This is a genomic window from Microbacterium sp. 2MCAF23 (genome assembly GCF_052115565.1).
Taxonomy (GTDB): Bacteria; Actinomycetota; Actinomycetes; order Actinomycetales; family Microbacteriaceae; genus Microbacterium.
Window position 1 is genome coordinate 282,567 of the sequence record NZ_JBFRGY010000015.1, and the last position, 18,274, is coordinate 300,840.

The following is an 18,274-nucleotide window of genomic DNA, read 5'->3' on the forward strand; positions in this document are numbered from 1 at the left end:
TGAGCACGAGCAATAGGTCGTGCTCAGGGGGACGCCGCGCCCCACGAAGCAGACCAGCGCATGACGGTCGCCCTGGTGCGCTTCGCCCCGGGTGCGCGCACCGCATGGCACTCGCACGCCCGCGGGCAGTATCTCCGGGTGACCAGCGGCGTCGCCCTCGTGGGCGATCGCGAAGGGAACATCGTCGAGCTGCGTCCGGGGCAGACGCTCTACACGCCGCCCGACCAGGACCACTGGCATGGCGCCGCGGCGGACTGCTTCATGGAGCACCTTGCGATGCTCGAGGCCGGAGACGATCCCGCCACGACCACCGTCTGGAAGGAGCACGTCACCGAGGCGGAGTACGCGGGGCGCAGCGCGGGGTGATCTCCCGCAGGTCACCGCTTCGCCGGCACCTGCAGCAGGCGGTCGTCGCCGTCGCGGGGTGAGCCGCGTCCGTCGGTGTTGTTCGTGAGCACCAAGAGGGTGCCGTTCGGGGCCGCCACGACATCTCGAAGGCGGCCGAAGTCGCCGGCGTACAGGGCCTGCGGCTGCGGATCCGGCGATGTCGTGTCGAGCGTCCAGAGCCGCTCCCCGCGCAGACCCGCGACGTAGACGACATCGTCGACGATGGCGATGCCGCTCGGGCTCGCCTCCGACGGCCGCCAGGTCACGACCGGGTCGATCGCGTCGGCGGCGCCGGCGCGGCCCTCGTGGTCGGGCCAGCCGTAGTCACCGCCGGGCTTGATGCGGTTCAGCTCGTCCCAGGTGTCCTGGCCGAACTCGCTCGCCCACAGCGTGCCCGCGCTGTCCCACGCCAGCCCCTGCACGTTGCGATGCCCCAGGCTGTACACCGCGGTGCCGAAGGGGTTGCCGGGTGCCGGCCGGCCGTCGGGCGTGAGGCGCAGGATCTTGCCGCCGAGGTAGTCCCGGTCGCGGGCGCGATCGCGCTGCCCGGCGTCACCCGTTCCGACGTAGAGCATCCCGTCCGGACCGAACGCGATCCGCCCGCCGTCGTGGTTCCCGGCGCGGGGGATGCCGGCGAACACGACTTCCGCTGTCGCCGGATCGAACCGCAGCGTTCCCGCATCTCCGGTGAGCCGCAGCCGCACCACCCGGTTGTCCGCGGCTGTCGCGTGATACGCGTAGAGCCACCGCGTGCTGCCGTCCTCGTGGATCGCGAGCCCGTTCAGACCCGACTCGCCGCCGGAGACCACGTCAGGAACCGTGCCGACCTCGTGCAAGCCCGCGGCCGGGGTCCACTGCAGCACGCGTCCGTCGCCCCGCTGCGAGATGAGCGCCCCGGATCCGATCGGAACGATCGACCATGGCGCCGCCAGCCCAGTGACGAGAACGGACGGCCCGGGGGCCGAGGAGGACGTCGGTGCCGCGGCGACGGCGGGCTCGGTCGAGGCGGTCGTCGGCGCACAGGCCGTCAACGCGATCGCGAGCACGGCGAGGGTGCCGGCGGAGCGCATCCGGCCCCGCATCCTGGTCCCGCTCATGATGGCCCCCCCCGATGTCGGTGCGTGCTCTCAGGATCCCGCCGTCCAGGACTCCTGCCAGGGCCTCCACTGCGGAGGCCTCAGGTCGCGTCCCACAGGTCGCGGTAGTACGCGAGCCTTTCGCGGTCCGGATCCACGCCGTACGCCTCGATGAGCAGGTCCTCGTATCCCGGGCCGTAGTTCCACCCCGTGCTCATCGAGGCGACCGCGATGTCGGCCCAGCGGTCGGCGGTGCCGAGGGCCGCGAGGTCGACGTGCGCGATTCCCCGACCGGCGTCGTCGAGCAGCGTGTTCGGCACGCACGCGTCGCCGTGGCAGACGACGAGCCGGTCGATCGGCGGGCCCTCGTGCAGGTGCTCCGGCACGAGGATCCCGCGCTCTGCGGCGTTCGCGATGCGATCTTCGATGCTCCAGCTCCACGGGCATTCGGCGACGGGCAGTGCGTCGTGCAATTGCCGCAGCGCCGATCCGACCGCGCGCACGGCGATCTCGGGACGCTCGATCCAGTACGGATCCACGGCGCTGCGGCCGGGGATCGCCGAGGTCACGAGCCATTCATGCGTGCCGTCCTCGCCCTGGTCCCGGACGTGCGGCACGAGCGCCCATGCACTGGCCCAGCGCAACCGCTCCGCTTCGGCGCGCATCGACGCCTCCAGGTGTCGCGGGCCCCACTTGAGGAACCGTTCGTCATCGGTGCGGAACGTGAGCCCGCCGATCCCGTTCTCCCATACCGGGGTGAGGGAGGCGGATCCGGCCAGTTCGCGCACCCGATCCGGAACTGCGACGTCGTCGACGGGGATGCTCATGCCACCATCCTGCCCGCCTGAAGAGGGGGAGAGCCGGCGTCGCAGCTCTCCCCCTCTTCAGTCCTTCTGCTCCGGATCCTCGTCGATCAGGCCGAGCAGGTGATTCAGCGCTTTCTTGTCGAGTGTGGCGTCCATGGCGGCTTACCGCGCCTCCGCGTTCGACTGATCAGGGTGCCCGGCGGCCTGTGACGGACCGGAGCAGCCAGGCGATCACGGCGAGCACGAGCAGTACCAGACCGACCCAGAGCAGGAAGTTCAGGGACTGCACGAGACCACCCGTGATGGCCAGGATGATGGCCACGATGATGATGATGACGAAGAGGATGTTCATGACGGACTCCTTCCACGCGTGCCGCAGGTGCGACCGCTGAACCAACGTAGGCAGTGACGTGAGCTGCTGCACAGGGGCTTGACGGCGAGGGGTTCGGGGTGGCAGGAGCCCCGTCTCACACCGGCCCGCCGGTGAGCGGCCGTTGCGAGGGGGCACTCCGCACGGCATCCAGCACGTCGGCGACGGAGCCGTAACGGGTCCTCGTGGTCACGGGTCGCAGCCAGACCACTTCGACCTGGTCGACCGAGACGCGGCTGACACAGGCGATCGTGTGTCGCGCGTCGGTGCGGTCGAAGCTGTCGTCCAGGATCAGCCATTCGTTCTCCGTGAGTCGGCGCATCTCGAAGCGCGTCGGTGTCATCATCGACATCTCACTCCCCTTCGTCCACGGTCGAGGATGAGCCCTGCCTCGGTCGACGTCACTGCTCTTGACAGCCCGCGCGACGGAGGTCTATCAACGGGGCGCGCATCGCGCCCCCGGCAGACGTACAGGATCCGTCCGGAGGGTGGGGACGGGTGACCTGTAGACACCGCAGGCGCGAACGTCAACCCCCTCCGCGTATCCCGTCGCTCTGTCTACCGTTCCGGACATGAGCTACAGCATGAGGGACCCACGCACGAAGTACCCTCCCCTGTCGGATCCGCCGGATCCGCGAAACGACCAGCCCGGTCTGCTGGGGGAGACGGAACCCCGCCCCGATCACGGGGAGGAGAGCTATCGCGGCTCCGGACGTCTGCCCGGCCGGCATGCTCTGATCACCGGCGGCGATTCCGGGATCGGCCGGGCCGTCGCCATCGCGTTCGCTCGCGAAGGCGCGGATGTCGCGCTCAGCTATCTGCCCGAGGAGCAGGCGGACGCTGAGGAGACCGCGGAGTGGATCCGCAAGGCCGGCCGAGAGGCGGCGCTCCTTCCCGGGGATCTGACCGACGAGCAGGTGTGCGCGGATCTGGTGGCGGATGCCGCGGAGAGCCTCGACGGCCTCGACATCCTCGTGCTCAATGCCGGATACCAGCGCAGCAGGGGGGAGCTCGACGAGATCCCGACGGAGGAGTTCGACAAGGTCATGCACACCAACCTGTACGCGCCGTTCTGGCTCGCGCAGGCGGCGCTGCCGCATCTCCGGCCGGGGTCTTCGATCATCGCGACCACCTCGATCCAGGGCTACGACCCGTCGCCGGGGCTGTTCGACTACGCGTTGACGAAGGCGGCACTGGTCGCCTTCGTGCAGATGCTCGCCGAGGAGCAGGGGCCGCACGGGATCAGGGTCAACGGCGTGGCGCCGGGACCGATCTGGACGCCGCTGATCCCCGCGACGGGCTGGCCGGACAAGCTGCCGACCTTCGGGGAGGACACCCCGCTCGGCCGGGCGGGCCAGCCGGCGGAACTCGCGGGTGCGTATGTCTTCCTCGCCTCCGAAGACGCGTCCTACGTCTCCGGCGGCATCATCCCCGTCACGGGCGGGCGCCACCTCTGAGCGCCGGCACCCTCGAGACGGAACCCACGAAAGGAGCGACGTCATGAACGAGACGGAAGAACACTCCGAGACCACGACCCACGCGAACTGGGGCGCCGGACGCCCCCGACTGCTGGTCGCCTCGGCGACGAACAGGTTCGTGTTCGACATCCCGGACGACGGGGTCACCATCGGCTCGGCTCAGCACGCCGGCCTGCGGCTTCCGGACACGGATCCCGTGCACGCCGTCATCCGGCACGACTCCCACGACGAGTACGCGCTGGAGATGCGGGGGCCGGGGGAGACGAGCGCGAACGTCGAGAAGTCGGCCGAGGAGGAACGCCGGGACGTCGAGGTCCTCCGCACCGGCGCGCGTTTCACCCTCGGCCCGTGGCGACTCGTGTTCACGCGCGATGAGTTCGCCGACCACGGGCGGCCGTTCGGCGGTCGCGAGGGAGGGGAGTTCTCCGATCAGCAGGAGCAGCCCGATCGGCCCGACTACCCGCGACGATCCTCGCAGGCGCGTGATGCCGCGCGGCACGAAGCCATGGCCCAGCAGCGCGACGTCGAGGAGCAACGCGACATCGAGCGCTAATCGACCATCTCCTGCTGCGTGCGGATGAACGTGCGGTCGCCGTCGCTGAGCCGAGCCGACGGATCCACGGTCTCGCCGACGATCCGCTCGATCTCCTCGCGGACGTCATCCGGGACGACACCGTCGTCCTGCTCCTCCAGCCTCTTCTTCGACCGTGCCGACAGGTGAGGCCACCACTGGTGCACCTCGGGCAGCAGGTGGATCTCGGGAATCATGATCTCCTCCTTCTTCAGCAGCGGACGTCGGAGACCACCGCGTCCACGGCGCGGATCGTGCGACTCCGCATGCCGCCACGGTAAGCGCGGTGCGCGGTGGGCGCGCGGGGGTTCCGGTCGGGGCGCCGGCGACGTATCATCCTCGGCCGGCGCGTGTCGAGGGCCTCCCCGCCGCTCGCCGGACCGGCCATGATGGGATGTGCAGAGCGGAAACGCGCGGAAAGAAGCAAGGAGGCTGTGAAAGAGATGGGCAGATTCAGTTACGAGGGCCAGACGCACGCGGATCTCGACGATCGCGCGCTCGCCCACGTGCAGATGGTGATCGCCAACAAGCTCCGCCGCGGAGAGCCGTTCTACTTCACCTGGAAGGACGACCCGAGCATCGGACACGGTCGCACCTCGGTGTGGATCCACCCCTCGTGCAACATGGTCTTCACGTACCACGGCGGCCGCCGCCCGCCACTGAACAGGCTGTGGATCGAAGCGCTCAGCCAGCTGGCGAACACTCCCGGAGGACTCCGGATGATCCCCGAACCGACGCAGGTCGACGAGATGCAGGTCGACGACAGCGGTCAGATCCAGTGACGGTCGGCTGAACCGCTGCGCCGTCGATCCGGCGGTTCGCCGGTGCCGGCCTCGCCCGTGCCGTGACCACGCGGGGCGCCGTCGTCCCCGGCCCCGTCCGTTTCGCCATCGACCCGTCCCTGGTCGTCGCCGGGCTCGGGACGGTCCGTCGTCACGGCGGCGTCCTTGCCGTACGGATCCTCACCGGGCTTCGCGTACGGGTCGTCCGATTCCTCCGGTCCACGGCGTCTCGCGCTCGCCGCATGCGGGTGCCGCATCGCGTCCTCGTTCGGATCCTCCTCGCGCCTGGTCCCGTCCTCCTCGGCACCTTCCGCGGCGCGCTCGCGGTCGGCGTCCTCGTCGGACTGCTCGGGCTTCTCGGGCCGCGCATGATGCACGTTGGGGGGCAGCAGGCCCTCGTCGTCGATCTCGCTCATCGGTCTCTCCTCTGCTGAGGTCTGTCTCGGCCCAGAGTCGGTGATCACCGCGGTCACGGCGAGGGCCTTGACAACGGCGTCGGGACCTCGTCAGTCCCGGTCCGCCCGTGCCGATCACAACCCGGAGATGATCTGGGTGCCGGTCTGCGTGACCCGAAGCTCCTGCAGGATCTGCTCCCACCGCCTCGAGACGTCTTGTTGCGATGGCTCCGCGGCCGGGGTCGCGCCTGAGCGACTCATGATCCCGTCACCACGGCGCAGATGCCGAACGCACCGGCGACGCACATGATGGCGGCGGTCGCCCAGCCCCGGATGCGGGGAGTCGGGCCGTTGCGATGCTCGTCCATCAGCCGCCGGCGGCCTGTCACGAGCATGAGCACGATGACGAGCGGGCCCGCGGCGATGGCGCCTGTATCGGTGCATTCGTCCATGACGGCAGGGTCGCTGCACGAGTACCGCTGCACCAGTGGCTTGACGGGGAGCGCGCAGCATGGCAACGAGCGGGCGCCGTTTGTCAAACCCGTGGTCCCGGCGTCGGGCCCGTTCGTAGCGTGGGCGCCACGACTGACCGCATCATGACCGAAGGAGGACGACATGCCCCGTCAACCCGAGCTCAAGGATCCGGAGCTCTACGAGAAGCTGCGCGACGAGGGGAACTCGAAGCAGAAGGCGGCCCGGATCTCGAACGCGGCTGCCAAGGAGGGACGCAGCGCCGTCGGCCGTCGCGGCGGCGAATCCGGCTCCTACGACGACTGGACTGTCGACGACCTGCGCCACCGCGCGAAGGAGCTCGGCCTGCACGGATACTCGGGCAAGAAGAAGCAGGAACTCATCCACATGCTGCGCGACCACTGACGACCGCATCGCCGGATCCTCGGAGTCCGGCCACGCGGTTCGCTGAGCTCGTGGGACCCCGTCATTCAGACGGGGTCCCACGCTGTGACTGTGCCGGCGCGAGCCGTAGGCTCGCTTCGACGACGATCCCGCCCGTCGGCGCCGCCGGATCCCGGATCCGCACGTGCGTGCATGACGTGCAGGGTGAGACTCAGACTCACGTAAGCTGGCACTCAGTTGCAGGTTCGAAGGAGAACACTCATGCAGATCGCAGGATCCGGAGCCCTTGTCACCGGCGGCGCCTCGGGGCTCGGCCTCGCCACCGCGCGCCGTCTCGCCGCGGCCGGTGCGACCGTCACGATCATCGACTTGCCGAGCTCGAAGGGTGCCGAGGTCGCGCAGGAGCTGGGCGGCGTCTTCGCCTCGGCCGACGTGACGAACCCCGACGAGGTCGCCGCGGCCGTCGCCGCTGCACAGGCCGCCGCGCCGCTGCGCATCGTGGTGAACTGCGCCGGCATCGCCCCGCCCGCCAAGGTGCTCGACCGCGACGGCAACCCCGCCGACCTCGCCGCATTCGAGCGGATCATCCGGATCAACCTGGTCGGCACCTTCAACGTCATCTCCCAGGCCTCGGCCGTCATCGCGAAGAACGACCCCGCCGCCGACGGCGACCGCGGAGTCATCGTGAACACGGCGAGCGTCGCCGCATTCGACGGGCAGATCGGACAGCCCGCGTACTCGGCGTCGAAGGGCGGCGTGCATGCGATGACCCTTCCGATCGCGCGCGAGCTCGCCCGCTACGGGATCCGCGTGTGCACGATCGCGCCCGGGATCATGGAGACCCCGATGCTCGCCGGCCTGCCGCAGGCCGCGCAGGACTCGCTCGGCGAACAGGTGCCGTACCCCGCCCGTCTCGGCCGCCCCGACGAGTACGCCTCGCTCGTGCAGCAGATCGTCGAGAACGGCTACCTGAACGGCGAGACGATCCGCCTCGACGGCGCCGTCCGGATGGCGCCGAAGTAAGCGGATCCGGATCCCGACCGCGCTCAGGTCGCGATTTCGGCTCTTCCGGGAGGGTCTTTCGCGCAGATAGTGCGACCTGAATGACGACGTTCCATCGCCCCCACGAACCGAGGACCACATGACCGAGAACAAGCCCCTGGCCGGCAAGACCATCCTGATGTCCGGCGGCAGCCGCGGCATCGGCCTCGCGATCGCCCTGCGCGCGGCGGCCGACGGCGCCAACATCGCGCTGCTGGCGAAGACCGACACCCCGCACCCGAAGCTCGAGGGCACGATCCACACCGCGGCCGAGCAGATCCGTGCGGCGGGCGGCCGCGCCCTGCCCATCCTCGGCGACGTGCGCGACGACGAGAGCGTGATCGACGCGGTCATGAAGACGCAGGGCGAGTTCGGCGGCATCGACATCGTCGTCAACAACGCGAGCGTGATCGACCTGTCCGGATCCCTCGACCTCGCCGCGAAGAAGTACGACCTCATGCAGGACGTCAACGTGCGCGGCACGTTCATGCTGTCCCGCGCCGCTGTCCCCGTGCTGAAGGACGCCCCGAACCCGCACATCCTGTCGCTCTCGCCGCCCCTGAACATCACCCCGCGCTGGCTCGGTGCGCACACCGGCTACACGCTCGCGAAGTACGGCATGACGATGGCGACGCTCGGGCTCGCGGCCGAGTTCGCCAAGGACGGCATCGCCGCCAACACGCTCTGGCCGCGCACCACGATCGCCACGGCCGCGGTGCAGTTCGCACTCGGCGGCGACCGCATGATGAAGGTCAGCCGCACGCCCGAGGTCTACGCCGACGCCGCCTACGCGGTGCTCACCCAGCCGGCGCGCGGGTACACCGGGCAGACGCTCATCGTGGAGGACGTGCTCGAGGCCGCCGGGATCACCGACTTCTCGGGATACGCGGCCGTGCCCGGCACGCCCGACGACCAGCTGTTCCCGGACATCTTCCTGGACTGATCCGGAGCGGATCCGGGTCCGATTTCCCGGGGCCCCGGCTGGGCCCGGTCCCGGCCGGGCCCGGATCCCTGAGCCTGTTGAAGGGCTCGGATCCGGCGGGGTCGCGCTCAGGCCTTGTCGATCGCGGCCACGATGTCGCGATAGCCCCGCGTCACCGCGAGGTCGCGGGGCAGCACGCCGTCTCCATCGCGGATGGTGACGTCGGCGCCGCCCGCGATGAGGGTGCGCACGATGTCGACGTAGGTCTTCGAGCCGTCGCCGAGCACGATCGCCTCATGCAGCGCGGTCCAGTGCAAGTTGTTGATGTGGTTCGGATCCACGCCCGCGGCGAGCAGGATCTTCACGGTGCTGAGGTGGCCGCGCTCGGACGCGGGGATCAGGGCCGTGCCGCCGTAGCGGTTGGTGCTGCGCAGGTCGGCGCCGTGCGCGAGCGTCGCCTGGAGGATCTCGTTCTGGCCGCGCGCCCCCGCGTAGAGGTAGGCCGAGTCGACGATGTCGTCCTTGGCGTTCACGTCGGCGCCGGCGTCGATGAGCGCGAGGGCCGCGTCGATCCGGTTGCCTTTCGTGGCGGCGATCAATGCGGTCATGCCGCCGGATCCACGGGCCTCGAGGTCGGCGCCCTCGGTGATCGCGGCGCGCACGCCGTCGGCGTCTCCAGAGGTCGCGGCCTCGAACAGGAGGGAGTTCAGAGCGGTCATCTCGGCCTCGGTTCTCGGTGCAGGGGAGGAGGGGGCGCCGGCGGTGGACGGCGGGGTCGTGGTGACGGTCGGGACGCCGGCCGCATCCGTCGCGCTCGCTGTGCAACCAGCCAGCATTGCCGCCACCCCGAGCCCGGCGAGTGCGCCGACGACGCGCGTGCGGCGTGGGGCTGCGCTCCATGAGCGAGCAGTGTCGGGAGGGCGAAGGGCCGAGGGCATAGAAATGGTATACCACGCGAGAGGGGGTGCCTCCTGAGACCTCCCTGCATGGAGCGGTGACCACGCGCCATCGCACGCGAAGAACGCTGAGCGGATGAGAGCCGCGTTGTGGTGGGATCGTGGCATGAGCACCATCGATCCTGACGCCGCGCGGCGAGAGCGACCCCTGCGACGGACCACCGCAGCGAGCCTTCTCATGCCGGGACTGTGTCGACTCGATGCCGCGGAGGAACTGGTGCGCACCACGTCGCCCGTCACCGGCTCGGTGACGAATCAGGGTTACACGGACTTCGATGAGGCGAGCCAGGTCATCACCGCGGTGACCTACACCTTCCGCGATGGATCCGGTGTGCAGCGCTGGGTCACGAAACCCGCGACCATCCATGTGCGCGATCCGCTGGTGAACGGCGAGGAGGTCGACGTCTGGTTCGACCGTCAGGACCCGTCGGACCAGAACAAGATCGTGATCCGTCGGCGGGCCTGAGAACACCGGCCGCACCCGTCCGGCTCGCCGTGCAACCGGTCAGCAGCGGCCCAGCCGCGCCGAGGCTGGCGCACGACAAGTGCGCTGCAGCCACGAGGGTCGGCGCGCAGGCGCGAGCCGACCGGCACGCGCGGCAGAAGTGTGATTCGATGCATTCCGACAGCCCGCGCGAACCCGACGCGCACGGGGATCCGCGACGGCGCGCATCCCCGGCTGACGGAAGAGGAGCAACATGGTCGCGGCGGCCCCGCCGATCAACGGCAACGTCTCGCACTGGTGGCAGCAGCTCGGTACCCCGGCGCCGCGGCCCGAGCTGCCCGGCGACCTCAGCGTCGACGTCGCCATCGTCGGCGCCGGATACACGGGGCTGTGGACGGCCTACTACCTGAAGAGAGCGCAGCCCGCGCTGCGGATCGCGGTCATCGAGCAGCGACATGCGGGCTACGGTGCGTCCGGCCGAAACGGAGGTTGGCTCACCAACTCGGTGACCGGCGGGCGCGAGCAGTACGTGCGCACGCACGGACGCGACGCCGCCACGCGCTTCCAGCGGGCGATGAACGACACCGTCGACGAGGTGATCACGGTCGCCGCGGCCGAGGGCATCGACGCCGACATCAAGAAGGGCGGCGAGTTCGGCGTCGCGTACACAGCCGCACAGGAGGGGCGCCTCAGGGCCTTCGCCGCCGCCGAGCAGACCTGGGCGCACACCGACCTCGCCCTGCTCGAGGCGGCCGAGGCGACCGCCAAGATCAATGTGCGCGGTACCAGGGCTGCGGTCTGGCATCCGCATGCGGCACGGATCCAGCCCGCCAAGCTTGTGGCGGGGCTGGCTGCGGCGGTCGAACGACTCGGCGTCGAGATCTACGAGCGCACCACGGTCGCCGAGATCGCCCCGCACCGACTGCGCACCGATCACGGCACGGTCTCCGCCGAATACATCGTGCGCGCGACCGAGGGGTTCACCGCGAACCTGAAGGGACTGCACCGGCTGTGGCTGCCGATGAACTCGTCGCTCATCGCCACGGAACCGCTGTCGCGGGAGGTGTGGGACGAACTGCACTGGAGCGAGGGCGAGGTGCTGGGCGATCTCGCCCACGTCTACATGTACGCGCAGCGCACGGCGGACGACCGGATCGCGATTGGCGGGCGCGGCGTGCCCTACAAGTACGGCTCGAGGACCGACACCGACGGTCGCACCCCGATGTCGACTGTGCGCACGCTCACCGAGATCCTGCGCCGGTTCTTCCCGGCGACGGCCGGGGCCGGGATCGATCACGTGTGGTCGGGTGTGCTCGGCGTGCCGCGCGACTGGTCGGCGACGGTCGGGCTCGACCCGAGCACCGGGATCGCCTGGGGCGGCGGCTATGTCGGCACGGGTGTGACCTCGACGAACCTCGCGGGGCGCACGATCACCGATCTCATCCTCGGGAACGAGACCGAGATCACCGGTCTGCCCTGGGTGAACCACCGGGTACGGCGCTGGGAGCCCGAACCGCTGCGGTGGATCGCGACGAAAGGCCTCTACGCGGCGTACGGCATGGCCGATCGGGCCGAGCTGGCCGGGCGCCCCGACACCTCGCCCGTCGCGCACCTCGCAGACGTGATCACCGGGCGGCACTGACCCGCGTCCTGCCTCGAGGAGCGGCGCTCCCTTGTCAGCGCCAGGACTCGACGGCGTCCTTCGAGTCCTTGAGGCCGAGCCCGGTCGCCTCGCGAAGCAGCTTGATCGCGGCGATCTTCTGATCTGCGGTGATGAGACGGCCGACCTCCGCCCGTACCTCGGGGGAGAGGTGAGCGACGGCGTCGGCGACGGACAGCCCGCCGGCATAGGACGGCGCTCCAGCGGGACGTGGGCCGGAATGTGCGAGGGAGACAGGCGTCGCGTCCCTCGTGCCAGGAGTCGAGGGCACCCAGGCGTCGATCTGATCCTTCGCCTCGCGCAGCGAGAGGCCGGAGTGCTCGCGCAGCACCTTGATCGCCGAGATCTTCTGCTCGGCGGCGACCAGCCCGTCGATCTCGGCGATGACGTCGGGGGTCAGCGGATCCGATGTCGCCGGGCGCGGTCCGCGGGACGTCGGGACCGCGGCCGGTGCGGCGGATGACGGCGCGGCGAAGGCCGTGCCGAGCGGCTCCGGGGCCTTCGGCCGGATCGCCCGCAGCGTCACGGCGATGGCGACGAACAGGATGACGATCGCGACGGCGAGGAGGATCCAGATCCAGAGGTCCATTCCGTCAGCGTACGGGCGGATCCGCCGGACCGCGCCCAGCGCCTTCGCACCTTGCAGGCCCTACCCTTGAAGTCATGTCCGAGACTCCTGCGTCCGCCCGCCCCGGCGCGCCCGCGAAGCGTGCCGCCCAGGTGCGCCCCGCCACCGAAGGCTGGACGCAGAAGAAGGACGCCGAGGGGCGCCCGCTGCTGCAGTTCGCCAGCCCGAAGCGGGGCAAGCCGCCCGTGCACCTCGCCGACCTCACGCCCACCGAGCGCGTGGAGAAGGTCAAGGAGCTGGGCCTGCCCGGATTCCGCGCGAAGCAGCTCGCCACGCATTACTTCACGCACTACACCTCGGACCCGGCGCACATGACGGATCTGCCCTCAGGCCAGCGCGACGAGCTCGTGGCCGGGATGCTGCCGCCGCTGCTCACCGAGGTGCGGCGGCTCGAGACCGACCGCGGCGACACCATCAAGTTCCTGTGGCGTCTGCACGACGGTGCGCTCGTCGAGTCGGTGCTCATGCGCTACCCGGGCCGCATCACGCTGTGCGTGTCTTCGCAGGCGGGCTGCGGAATGAACTGCCCGTTCTGCGCCACCGGCCAGGCCGGGCTCACGCGCAACATGTCGACGGCCGAGATCGTCGAGCAGATCGTGCGCGCCAACCGGCTCATCGCCGAGGGCGGCCTCGGCGGCAAGAAGGCCGACGACCACTCCATGGAGCGCGTCTCGAACATCGTGTTCATGGGGATGGGTGAGCCGCTCGCCAACTACAAGCGCGTGATGGATGCGGTGCGCGTCATGGTCGCCCCGCAGCCGGAGGGGCTCGGCATGAGCGCGCGCGGCATCACGGTGTCGACGGTCGGGCTGGTTCCCGCGATCAAGAAGCTCGCCGACGAGCACATCCCGGTCACGTTCGCGCTCTCGCTGCACGCGCCGGACGACAAGCTGCGCGACGAGCTGATCCCGGTCAACTCGCGGTGGAAGGTCGATGAGGCGCTCGACGCCGCGTACGACTATTACGCGAAGACCGGTCGCCGCGTGTCGATCGAGTACGCGCTGATCAAGGACATGAACGATCACGCCTGGCGCGCCGACCTGCTCGCGGAGAAGCTCAACGCCCGCGGGCGCGGCTGGGTGCACGTCAACCCGATCCCGCTGAACCCGACCCCCGGATCCATCTGGACCGCGTCGGAGAAGGATGTGCAGGACGAGTTCGTCCGCCGCCTCAACGACGCCGGCATCCCGACGACCCTCCGCGACACCCGCGGCAAGGAGATCGACGGGGCCTGCGGCCAGCTCGTCGCCACGACCGAGGACGAGGCCGCCGCCGCCGCAATGGCCTGACGTCGCGCGATCTTCGCCTTCTTCCGAGTCGTCCCCCTCAGCACGGTCTATAGGTCCTGCTGAGGGGGACGACTCGGAAAATGGGTGCGTTGCGCAACGGGCCCGGTCAGTCGCGCGGGGTGCGCAGCCGGAGCAGTCGTCCGGATCCCTCGATCAGCTCCGCCCAGGATCCGACCTCGATGGCGCACTCGGCGACGGCGCAGGTCGGGAACTCCACGAAGGATCCGGTGAGCTCGGCCACCGCGTCCGCCATGCCCGGGTTGTGCCCCACCAGCATCGCCACATCGACGTCATCGGGAAGGGCGGCCGCGACCCCCAGGATCGCGCGGTCCGAGGCCGCATAGAGTCCTGGTTCCTCGGACCCGGAGAGCCCGAACGCCGCCGCGTACGCGTCGGCGGTGCTGCGCGCGCGGGTCGCCGTGCTCGACACGATCCGTTGCACGCCGACGCCCTCGTCGACGAGCCGCTGCGCCATGGCCGGAGCATCGCGGCGCCCGCGGGCGTTCAATGGCCGGTCATGATCGCGCAGGCCCGCCACGTCCCAGTCGGACTTCGCGTGGCGCGCCAGCAGCAGGGTCTTCATGATCACCAGCGTGCCACCGCGGAGGCGGCGGCGCACGCTCGCCGGCTGGATCCGGGGCTCGCCCTGCGGCTCGCCCGCAGGCGTCGCAACTACCGCTCGCCGAGGAGCTGCGGACGCACGTCGGCGAGGCGTGCCTGCAGCGTCTCCAGGAACGCCGCGATCGCGGGCTGGTTCAACGCCTCCGGACGGGCGATGAGCCAGTAGGGGAGACGTTCGTCGATCTCCTCAGGCAGCACGCGCACCAGATCCTCGTGCTGATCGGCGAGGAACGCCGGCAGTAGGCCGAATCCGGCACCACCACGGGTGGCGTCGACGTGCACGTACACGTTCGTGCTCGCGACGGCGTCGAGCATGCCCGGCACCGCCCGTCGCGCGTCGTCGAGGGAGTCGACGTGCAGCATCGACTCGATGAAGTAGACGAGCGGCTGCCCGGCGAGCTCATCCGGATCCCTCGGTTCCGGATGCTCGCGCAGCCAGTCGCGGCTCGCGTACAGGCCGAGGGCGTAGTCGGCCAGGTGGATCGCGCGCGCCCGCCGCACCTGCGGGCGACCGACCACGACCTCCAGGTCGGCGCCGGTGCGCTGGTGCGAGGCCTGCCGGGTGCCGGTGATGAGCTCCAGCTGCACGTCGGGGTGCGCCCGCCGCAGCGCGGCCATGGCGGGAGCGGCCACGAACCCGCTGAAACCGTCCGTCGCGGAGAGGCGGATCAGGCCGCCGATCCGTGTGCCGTCTCCGCCGTCCAGCCGGCCGAGAGCCCGCTCCACGCCCTCGGCCGCGGCCAGGGCGCGCGATCCGAGCGGAGTCAGCTCCCACCCGGCTCCCTCGCGCGAGAGCACGCGTCCGCCCAGCTGCGCCTCGAGCGCGGCGATGCGGCGCGCGACCGTGGTGTGGTTCAGCCCGAGCTGCTGGCCGGCGGCGGTGAACCGGCCGCTGCGCGCCACGGCGAGCAGCACCAGGAGGTCGTCCGCGCTGAGCGGCGGTGCGGGGAAGTGCGCGTCCATCTGTGCAGTTTTGCATAGCCGGGTCACTTCCGCCGTGCGCGACAGTGAACTACCGTGCAAGCATGGCAGCGCAGCGATCCCCAGGCCCCGACACCGACCTCCGGGGGCGCACCGCCCTCGTCACCGGCGCGGGGAGCGGCATCGGTGCGGCGTGCGCCCGGGCGCTCGCACGCGACGGCGCGCACGTGCTCGTGCTCGACCGCGACGCCGAGGCGGCCGCCGCAGTGGCCGCCGAGATCGCCGGCGAGGCTCTTGGGATCGACCTCGGCGACCTCGATGCGCTCGCGGAGCGCAGCTTCGACGCGGACATCCTCGTGAACAACGCCGGGCTGCAGACCGTCGCGCCCATCGTCGACTTCGACCCGCTGATGTTCCGCCGGATGCTCGACATCATGGTCACCGCGCCGTTCCTGCTCATCCGGGCGGTGCTCCCGGGCATGTACGCCCGCGGGTGGGGGCGGATCGTCAACATCGGCTCCGTGCACGGGCTGCGGGCGAGCGAGTACAAGTCGGCCTACGTGACCGCCAAGCACGCGCTGGAGGGGCTCTCCAAGGTGACCGCGCTCGAGGGTGGCCCGCACGGTGTCACGAGCAACTGCATCAACCCCGGGTATGTGAACACGCCCCTCGTGCAGAAGCAGATCGCGGATCAGGCCCGCACGCACGGCATCCCCGAGGCCGACGTGATCGAGAAGGTCATGCTCGTCGAGTCGGCGATCAAGCGCCTGCTCGAGCCCGACGAGGTCGCGGATCTGGCTCGATGGCTGTGCGGTCCGATGGCGGGCTCGGTCACCGGCGCCTCGTACACGATGGACGGCGGCTGGAGCGCGCGGTGACGGTGACGGCTCGGTGTGCGGGGGGAGTCCTCCATAGCCGGCGCCAACGCTCTGCCCGGCGTGCGTACAGGCTTCGCCCATCGGTTGCCCAGGCGGGTTTTCGTACGGTTGAGGGATGTCCTATTCCGCCCACCGCCCTGGCCGCATGGATTCCCAGGGCCGGATCGCCTTCGACGTCGACGGACAGACCGACCCCTCGAACCCTTCCGACCCGACCGCGGAGGACCCGTTCATCTTCGTGCGGGACTACACGCCGACGGGATCCGATCCCGCCGCGGAGGCCGTGACCGCCCCGATCGAGCCCGTCGTGACCCCGCGCGCTGTCGGGCCGGAGCCGCTCCCCGAGCCCGCGCCGCGGATCGAGGACCTGTTCCCCACGGCCGCCGCGCCGGCTGCGGAGCCGGCGGCCGTCGTCGAGCCCGCCCCCGTCATGGCGGCGCCCGCACCGGCCGCCTCCAGGCCTCCGAAGCCGCCGCGCGAGCCCCGTCCGCAGGGCTGGTTCTGGCGTCGCCTCGCGATCCTCGGCGGCGCCGACGGCACGATCCTCGACCGCGTGCCCAGCGAGCAGCCGCGCTTCGTGCAGATGTTCTTCGTGCTGGCGGGCACCGCGCTGGTCTCCGCGCTGTCGATGCTGTTCGCCCTCACCACGGGCGTGCAGGTGCTGGTCTGGCTGGCGGTGCCGCTCGCAATCGTCTGGGCGCTGCTGATCTTCAATCTCGACCGCTTCCTCACCTCGACCATGCGCTCCACGCGCAACTTCTGGCGCCTGCTCGGGCTCGCGATCCCGCGTGTGTTGATGGCCGCGATCATCGGGTTCGTCGTCGCCGAACCGATCGTGCTGCAGGCGTTCCACAACGACATCGCCCGCGAGGTCACCGCGACCAACCTGGTGCAGGCGCAGTCCGACCAGAAGGCCGTGACCAGCGGTCCCGAGAAGAAGGCGCTCGACGCCGCCTCGACCCGCCTCGCCGACCTGCAGAACCAGGCCTCGACCGGCATCGTGAAGGGCACGTCCAGCGACTCCGCCTCGCAGAAGGCCGCCCAGGACACCGTCACCAAGATCACCGGCCAGATGACCGACCAGCAGAAGGTCATCGACCAGGCCCGTGCGCTGTACCAGTGCGAGCTGACCGGGCAGGGCGCCGGAACGGTGCCCGGCTGCACCGGCGTGCAGGGCGACGGCGCGAGTTCGGACGCGGCGAAGTCGCAGCTCGATCAGGCCCAGCAGACCTACGACGCGCTCGCCGCGCAGTTGCGCCAGGCCAACACCGACCTGGAGTCGGCGGACAGCTCGTCGAAGTCGGCGACCTCGGCCTCCGAGACGCAGAACCGTCAGCAGGCGAAGGATCAGATCCCCGCCGCCGAGCAGGCGTACAAGACCGCACTCGACGCGTACAACGCACGGGCGGCATCCGTGGCCGGCACGAACGCCGGTGCGGTGGGCCTGCTCAGCCAGATCTCGGCGCTGGACCGGCTCTCCGCGAAGGAGCCCGTGCTGGGCTTCGCGCACTGGCTGATCGCCGCCCTGTTCTTCATGATCGAGCTGCTGCCGGTCATCGTGAAGGTGCTGACCAGCTGGGGCGACCCGTCGCTCTACGAGAAGGCCGAAGCGATCGCGAAGCAGGTCGAGCTCGACCGTGTCACGTCGAGGGGCTACCGCGATCGCGCCGCCATCATCGCGGAGGAGGCGCAGCATCGCGCCTTCGCCGACGCGCACGAGGCCGAGACGACCAACCCGGCCGACTCGGGTCGGACGTCCGCGAGCGAGACGGAGCCGGCACCCGCCGCGCCCACTTTCGCGGGTGCGACCGCGCCCGCCGTCGCCGCGCCCACGGTCGCCGTCGAGACTGCTCCGCCGGCACACCCCGCGCCGACCCCGCCCGTTTCGTCCGGTGCGCCCTCGTGGCCGGTGCCCGCACACCCGGGCATCGGATCCGCTCATCCCGCTCCGGCTTCCGCGCACCCGGCTCCGGCTTCCGCTCACCCCGCCTCGCCCGAGACGGCCAGAGTCTGAGCAGGCGCGAAAGGGCCCCCTCCGGTCGAATCTGAACTGACCCCCGGGAGTTGGACTGAGAAATCAGTTTCGACTCCTGGGGGTCAGTTCTTTGCATCCGAGGAGTTCACTTTCTGAGGCGCAGCGGTTGGCGGCGGTAGCGTCGTTTGAAGAGGGTCTCGCTGACAGGGCGGTATCGA

Annotated in this window: 23 protein-coding genes and 1 pseudogene; 12 read left to right on the plus strand and 12 right to left on the minus strand. The window is 70.4% G+C overall.

From position 1 onward, the window contains the following. Positions 1-33 precede the first annotated feature (33 nt). Positions 34-366: pseudogene (locus AB4078_RS16660) on the plus strand (cupin domain-containing protein); the annotation flags it as partial. Between the two features lie 11 nt (positions 367-377). Here AB4078_RS16660 and AB4078_RS16665 read toward each other — a convergent pair. The 4 genes from AB4078_RS16665 to AB4078_RS16680 all read right to left on the minus strand — a co-directional run bounded on the left by AB4078_RS16665 (position 378) and on the right by AB4078_RS16680 (position 2,991). Next, positions 378-1,484 (minus strand): PQQ-dependent sugar dehydrogenase, encoded by a 1,107-nt coding sequence (locus AB4078_RS16665; protein WP_440734284.1) that lies wholly within the window; start codon positions 1,482-1,484, stop codon positions 378-380. An 80-nt stretch (positions 1,485-1,564) separates the two neighbouring features. Beyond that, positions 1,565-2,290, minus strand: coding sequence for a phosphotransferase (locus tag AB4078_RS16670; RefSeq protein ID WP_441978066.1), 726 nt, complete (start codon positions 2,288-2,290; stop codon positions 1,565-1,567). Positions 2,291-2,456: 166 nt separating this feature from the next. Next, on the minus strand, positions 2,457-2,621 hold the full coding sequence (locus AB4078_RS16675; RefSeq protein ID WP_181158297.1) for a hypothetical protein: 165 nt from the start codon (positions 2,619-2,621) through the stop codon (positions 2,457-2,459). 115 nt (positions 2,622-2,736) lie between these two features. Further along, the gene (locus tag AB4078_RS16680; protein WP_440734282.1) at positions 2,737-2,991 is read right to left on the minus strand and encodes a hypothetical protein; all 255 of its coding nucleotides are present in this window, start codon (positions 2,989-2,991) and stop codon (positions 2,737-2,739) included. Positions 2,992-3,211: 220 nt separating this feature from the next. On the opposite strand from AB4078_RS16680, the gene AB4078_RS16685 reads away from it, so the two are divergent. Together AB4078_RS16685 and AB4078_RS16690 are read left to right on the plus strand one after the other, a co-directional pair. Next, complete coding sequence (locus AB4078_RS16685; RefSeq protein WP_440734281.1) at positions 3,212-4,096, plus strand: SDR family oxidoreductase; 885 nt, start codon at positions 3,212-3,214, stop codon at positions 4,094-4,096. Positions 4,097-4,139: 43 nt separating this feature from the next. After that, entirely contained in the window at positions 4,140-4,670 is a 531-nt protein-coding gene (locus tag AB4078_RS16690) for a hypothetical protein (protein WP_441978067.1), read from the plus strand. Here AB4078_RS16690 and AB4078_RS16695 read toward each other — a convergent pair. Next, the gene (locus AB4078_RS16695) at positions 4,667-4,885 is read right to left on the minus strand and encodes a hypothetical protein (RefSeq protein WP_440734279.1); all 219 of its coding nucleotides are present in this window, start codon (positions 4,883-4,885) and stop codon (positions 4,667-4,669) included. The two genes, AB4078_RS16690 and AB4078_RS16695, sit on opposite strands and share 4 nt — an antisense overlap. 246 nt (positions 4,886-5,131) lie before the next feature. Between AB4078_RS16695 and AB4078_RS16700 the strand changes: the two genes are divergently transcribed. Continuing rightward, the gene (locus AB4078_RS16700) at positions 5,132-5,470 is read left to right on the plus strand and encodes a DUF7882 family protein (protein WP_440734278.1); all 339 of its coding nucleotides are present in this window, start codon (positions 5,132-5,134) and stop codon (positions 5,468-5,470) included. On the opposite strand, the gene AB4078_RS16705 is transcribed toward AB4078_RS16700, so the two are convergent. From AB4078_RS16705 to AB4078_RS16715, 3 genes are all read right to left on the minus strand, one after another. Further along, positions 5,458-5,886 carry a hypothetical protein gene (locus AB4078_RS16705; RefSeq protein WP_441978068.1) on the minus strand — a complete coding sequence of 143 codons (429 nt, stop codon included), beginning with the start codon at positions 5,884-5,886 and terminating at the stop codon, positions 5,458-5,460. The genes AB4078_RS16700 and AB4078_RS16705 overlap by 13 nt on opposite strands. A 114-nt stretch (positions 5,887-6,000) precedes the next feature. Then, positions 6,001-6,126, minus strand: coding sequence for a DUF6328 family protein (locus AB4078_RS16710; protein ID WP_441978069.1), 126 nt, complete (start codon positions 6,124-6,126; stop codon positions 6,001-6,003). Next, positions 6,123-6,317 carry a hypothetical protein gene (locus AB4078_RS16715; protein WP_440734276.1) on the minus strand — a complete coding sequence of 65 codons (195 nt, stop codon included), beginning with the start codon at positions 6,315-6,317 and terminating at the stop codon, positions 6,123-6,125. The genes AB4078_RS16710 and AB4078_RS16715 overlap by 4 nt, the downstream gene beginning before the upstream one ends. A 163-nt stretch (positions 6,318-6,480) precedes the next feature. Here AB4078_RS16715 and AB4078_RS16720 point away from each other — a divergent pair, with 163 nt between their 5' ends. From AB4078_RS16720 to AB4078_RS16730, 3 genes are all read left to right on the plus strand, one after another. Beyond that, positions 6,481-6,741 (plus strand): DUF7218 family protein, encoded by a 261-nt coding sequence (locus AB4078_RS16720; protein ID WP_440734275.1) that lies wholly within the window; start codon positions 6,481-6,483, stop codon positions 6,739-6,741. Between the two features lie 240 nt (positions 6,742-6,981). Further along, positions 6,982-7,743, plus strand: coding sequence for an SDR family NAD(P)-dependent oxidoreductase (locus tag AB4078_RS16725; protein ID WP_441978070.1), 762 nt, complete (start codon positions 6,982-6,984; stop codon positions 7,741-7,743). A gap of 118 nt (positions 7,744-7,861) precedes the next feature. After that, positions 7,862-8,704: an SDR family oxidoreductase gene (locus AB4078_RS16730; protein ID WP_441978071.1), complete on the plus strand. Its 843-nt coding sequence runs from the start codon at positions 7,862-7,864 to the stop codon at positions 8,702-8,704. Between the two features lie 107 nt (positions 8,705-8,811). Here the strand turns inward: AB4078_RS16730 and AB4078_RS16735 are convergent, their stop codons facing one another. Then, positions 8,812-9,402: an ankyrin repeat domain-containing protein gene (locus AB4078_RS16735; RefSeq protein ID WP_441978072.1), complete on the minus strand. Its 591-nt coding sequence runs from the start codon at positions 9,400-9,402 to the stop codon at positions 8,812-8,814. Between the two features lie 343 nt (positions 9,403-9,745). Here AB4078_RS16735 and AB4078_RS16740 point away from each other — a divergent pair, with 343 nt between their 5' ends. Both AB4078_RS16740 and AB4078_RS16745 read left to right on the plus strand, forming a co-directional pair. Then, positions 9,746-10,105 carry a hypothetical protein gene (locus AB4078_RS16740; protein WP_441978073.1) on the plus strand — a complete coding sequence of 120 codons (360 nt, stop codon included), beginning with the start codon at positions 9,746-9,748 and terminating at the stop codon, positions 10,103-10,105. A 232-nt stretch (positions 10,106-10,337) separates the two neighbouring features. Beyond that, positions 10,338-11,726 (plus strand): NAD(P)/FAD-dependent oxidoreductase, encoded by a 1,389-nt coding sequence (locus AB4078_RS16745; protein WP_441978074.1) that lies wholly within the window; start codon positions 10,338-10,340, stop codon positions 11,724-11,726. A 34-nt stretch (positions 11,727-11,760) separates the two neighbouring features. On the opposite strand, the gene AB4078_RS16750 is transcribed toward AB4078_RS16745, so the two are convergent. After that, complete coding sequence (locus AB4078_RS16750) at positions 11,761-12,333, minus strand: ribosomal protein L7/L12 (protein WP_441978075.1); 573 nt, start codon at positions 12,331-12,333, stop codon at positions 11,761-11,763. Positions 12,334-12,407: 74 nt separating this feature from the next. Between AB4078_RS16750 and rlmN the strand changes: the two genes are divergently transcribed. Further along, entirely contained in the window at positions 12,408-13,661 is a 1,254-nt protein-coding gene (gene rlmN, locus AB4078_RS16755; protein ID WP_441978076.1) for a 23S rRNA (adenine(2503)-C(2))-methyltransferase RlmN, read from the plus strand. Positions 13,662-13,767: 106 nt separating this feature from the next. Here the strand turns inward: rlmN and AB4078_RS16760 are convergent, their stop codons facing one another. Next, positions 13,768-14,244: a SixA phosphatase family protein gene (locus tag AB4078_RS16760; protein ID WP_441978077.1), complete on the minus strand. Its 477-nt coding sequence runs from the start codon at positions 14,242-14,244 to the stop codon at positions 13,768-13,770. Between the two features lie 89 nt (positions 14,245-14,333). Further along, positions 14,334-15,245 carry a LysR family transcriptional regulator gene (locus AB4078_RS16765; protein WP_441978078.1) on the minus strand — a complete coding sequence of 304 codons (912 nt, stop codon included), beginning with the start codon at positions 15,243-15,245 and terminating at the stop codon, positions 14,334-14,336. 62 nt (positions 15,246-15,307) lie between these two features. Here AB4078_RS16765 and AB4078_RS16770 point away from each other — a divergent pair, with 62 nt between their 5' ends. Both AB4078_RS16770 and AB4078_RS16775 read left to right on the plus strand, forming a co-directional pair. Beyond that, positions 15,308-16,081, plus strand: coding sequence for a 3-hydroxybutyrate dehydrogenase (locus AB4078_RS16770; protein WP_441978079.1), 774 nt, complete (start codon positions 15,308-15,310; stop codon positions 16,079-16,081). Positions 16,082-16,196: 115 nt separating this feature from the next. After that, the gene (locus AB4078_RS16775; RefSeq protein WP_441978080.1) at positions 16,197-18,095 is read left to right on the plus strand and encodes a DUF4407 domain-containing protein; all 1,899 of its coding nucleotides are present in this window, start codon (positions 16,197-16,199) and stop codon (positions 18,093-18,095) included. Positions 18,096-18,274 lie beyond the last annotated feature (179 nt).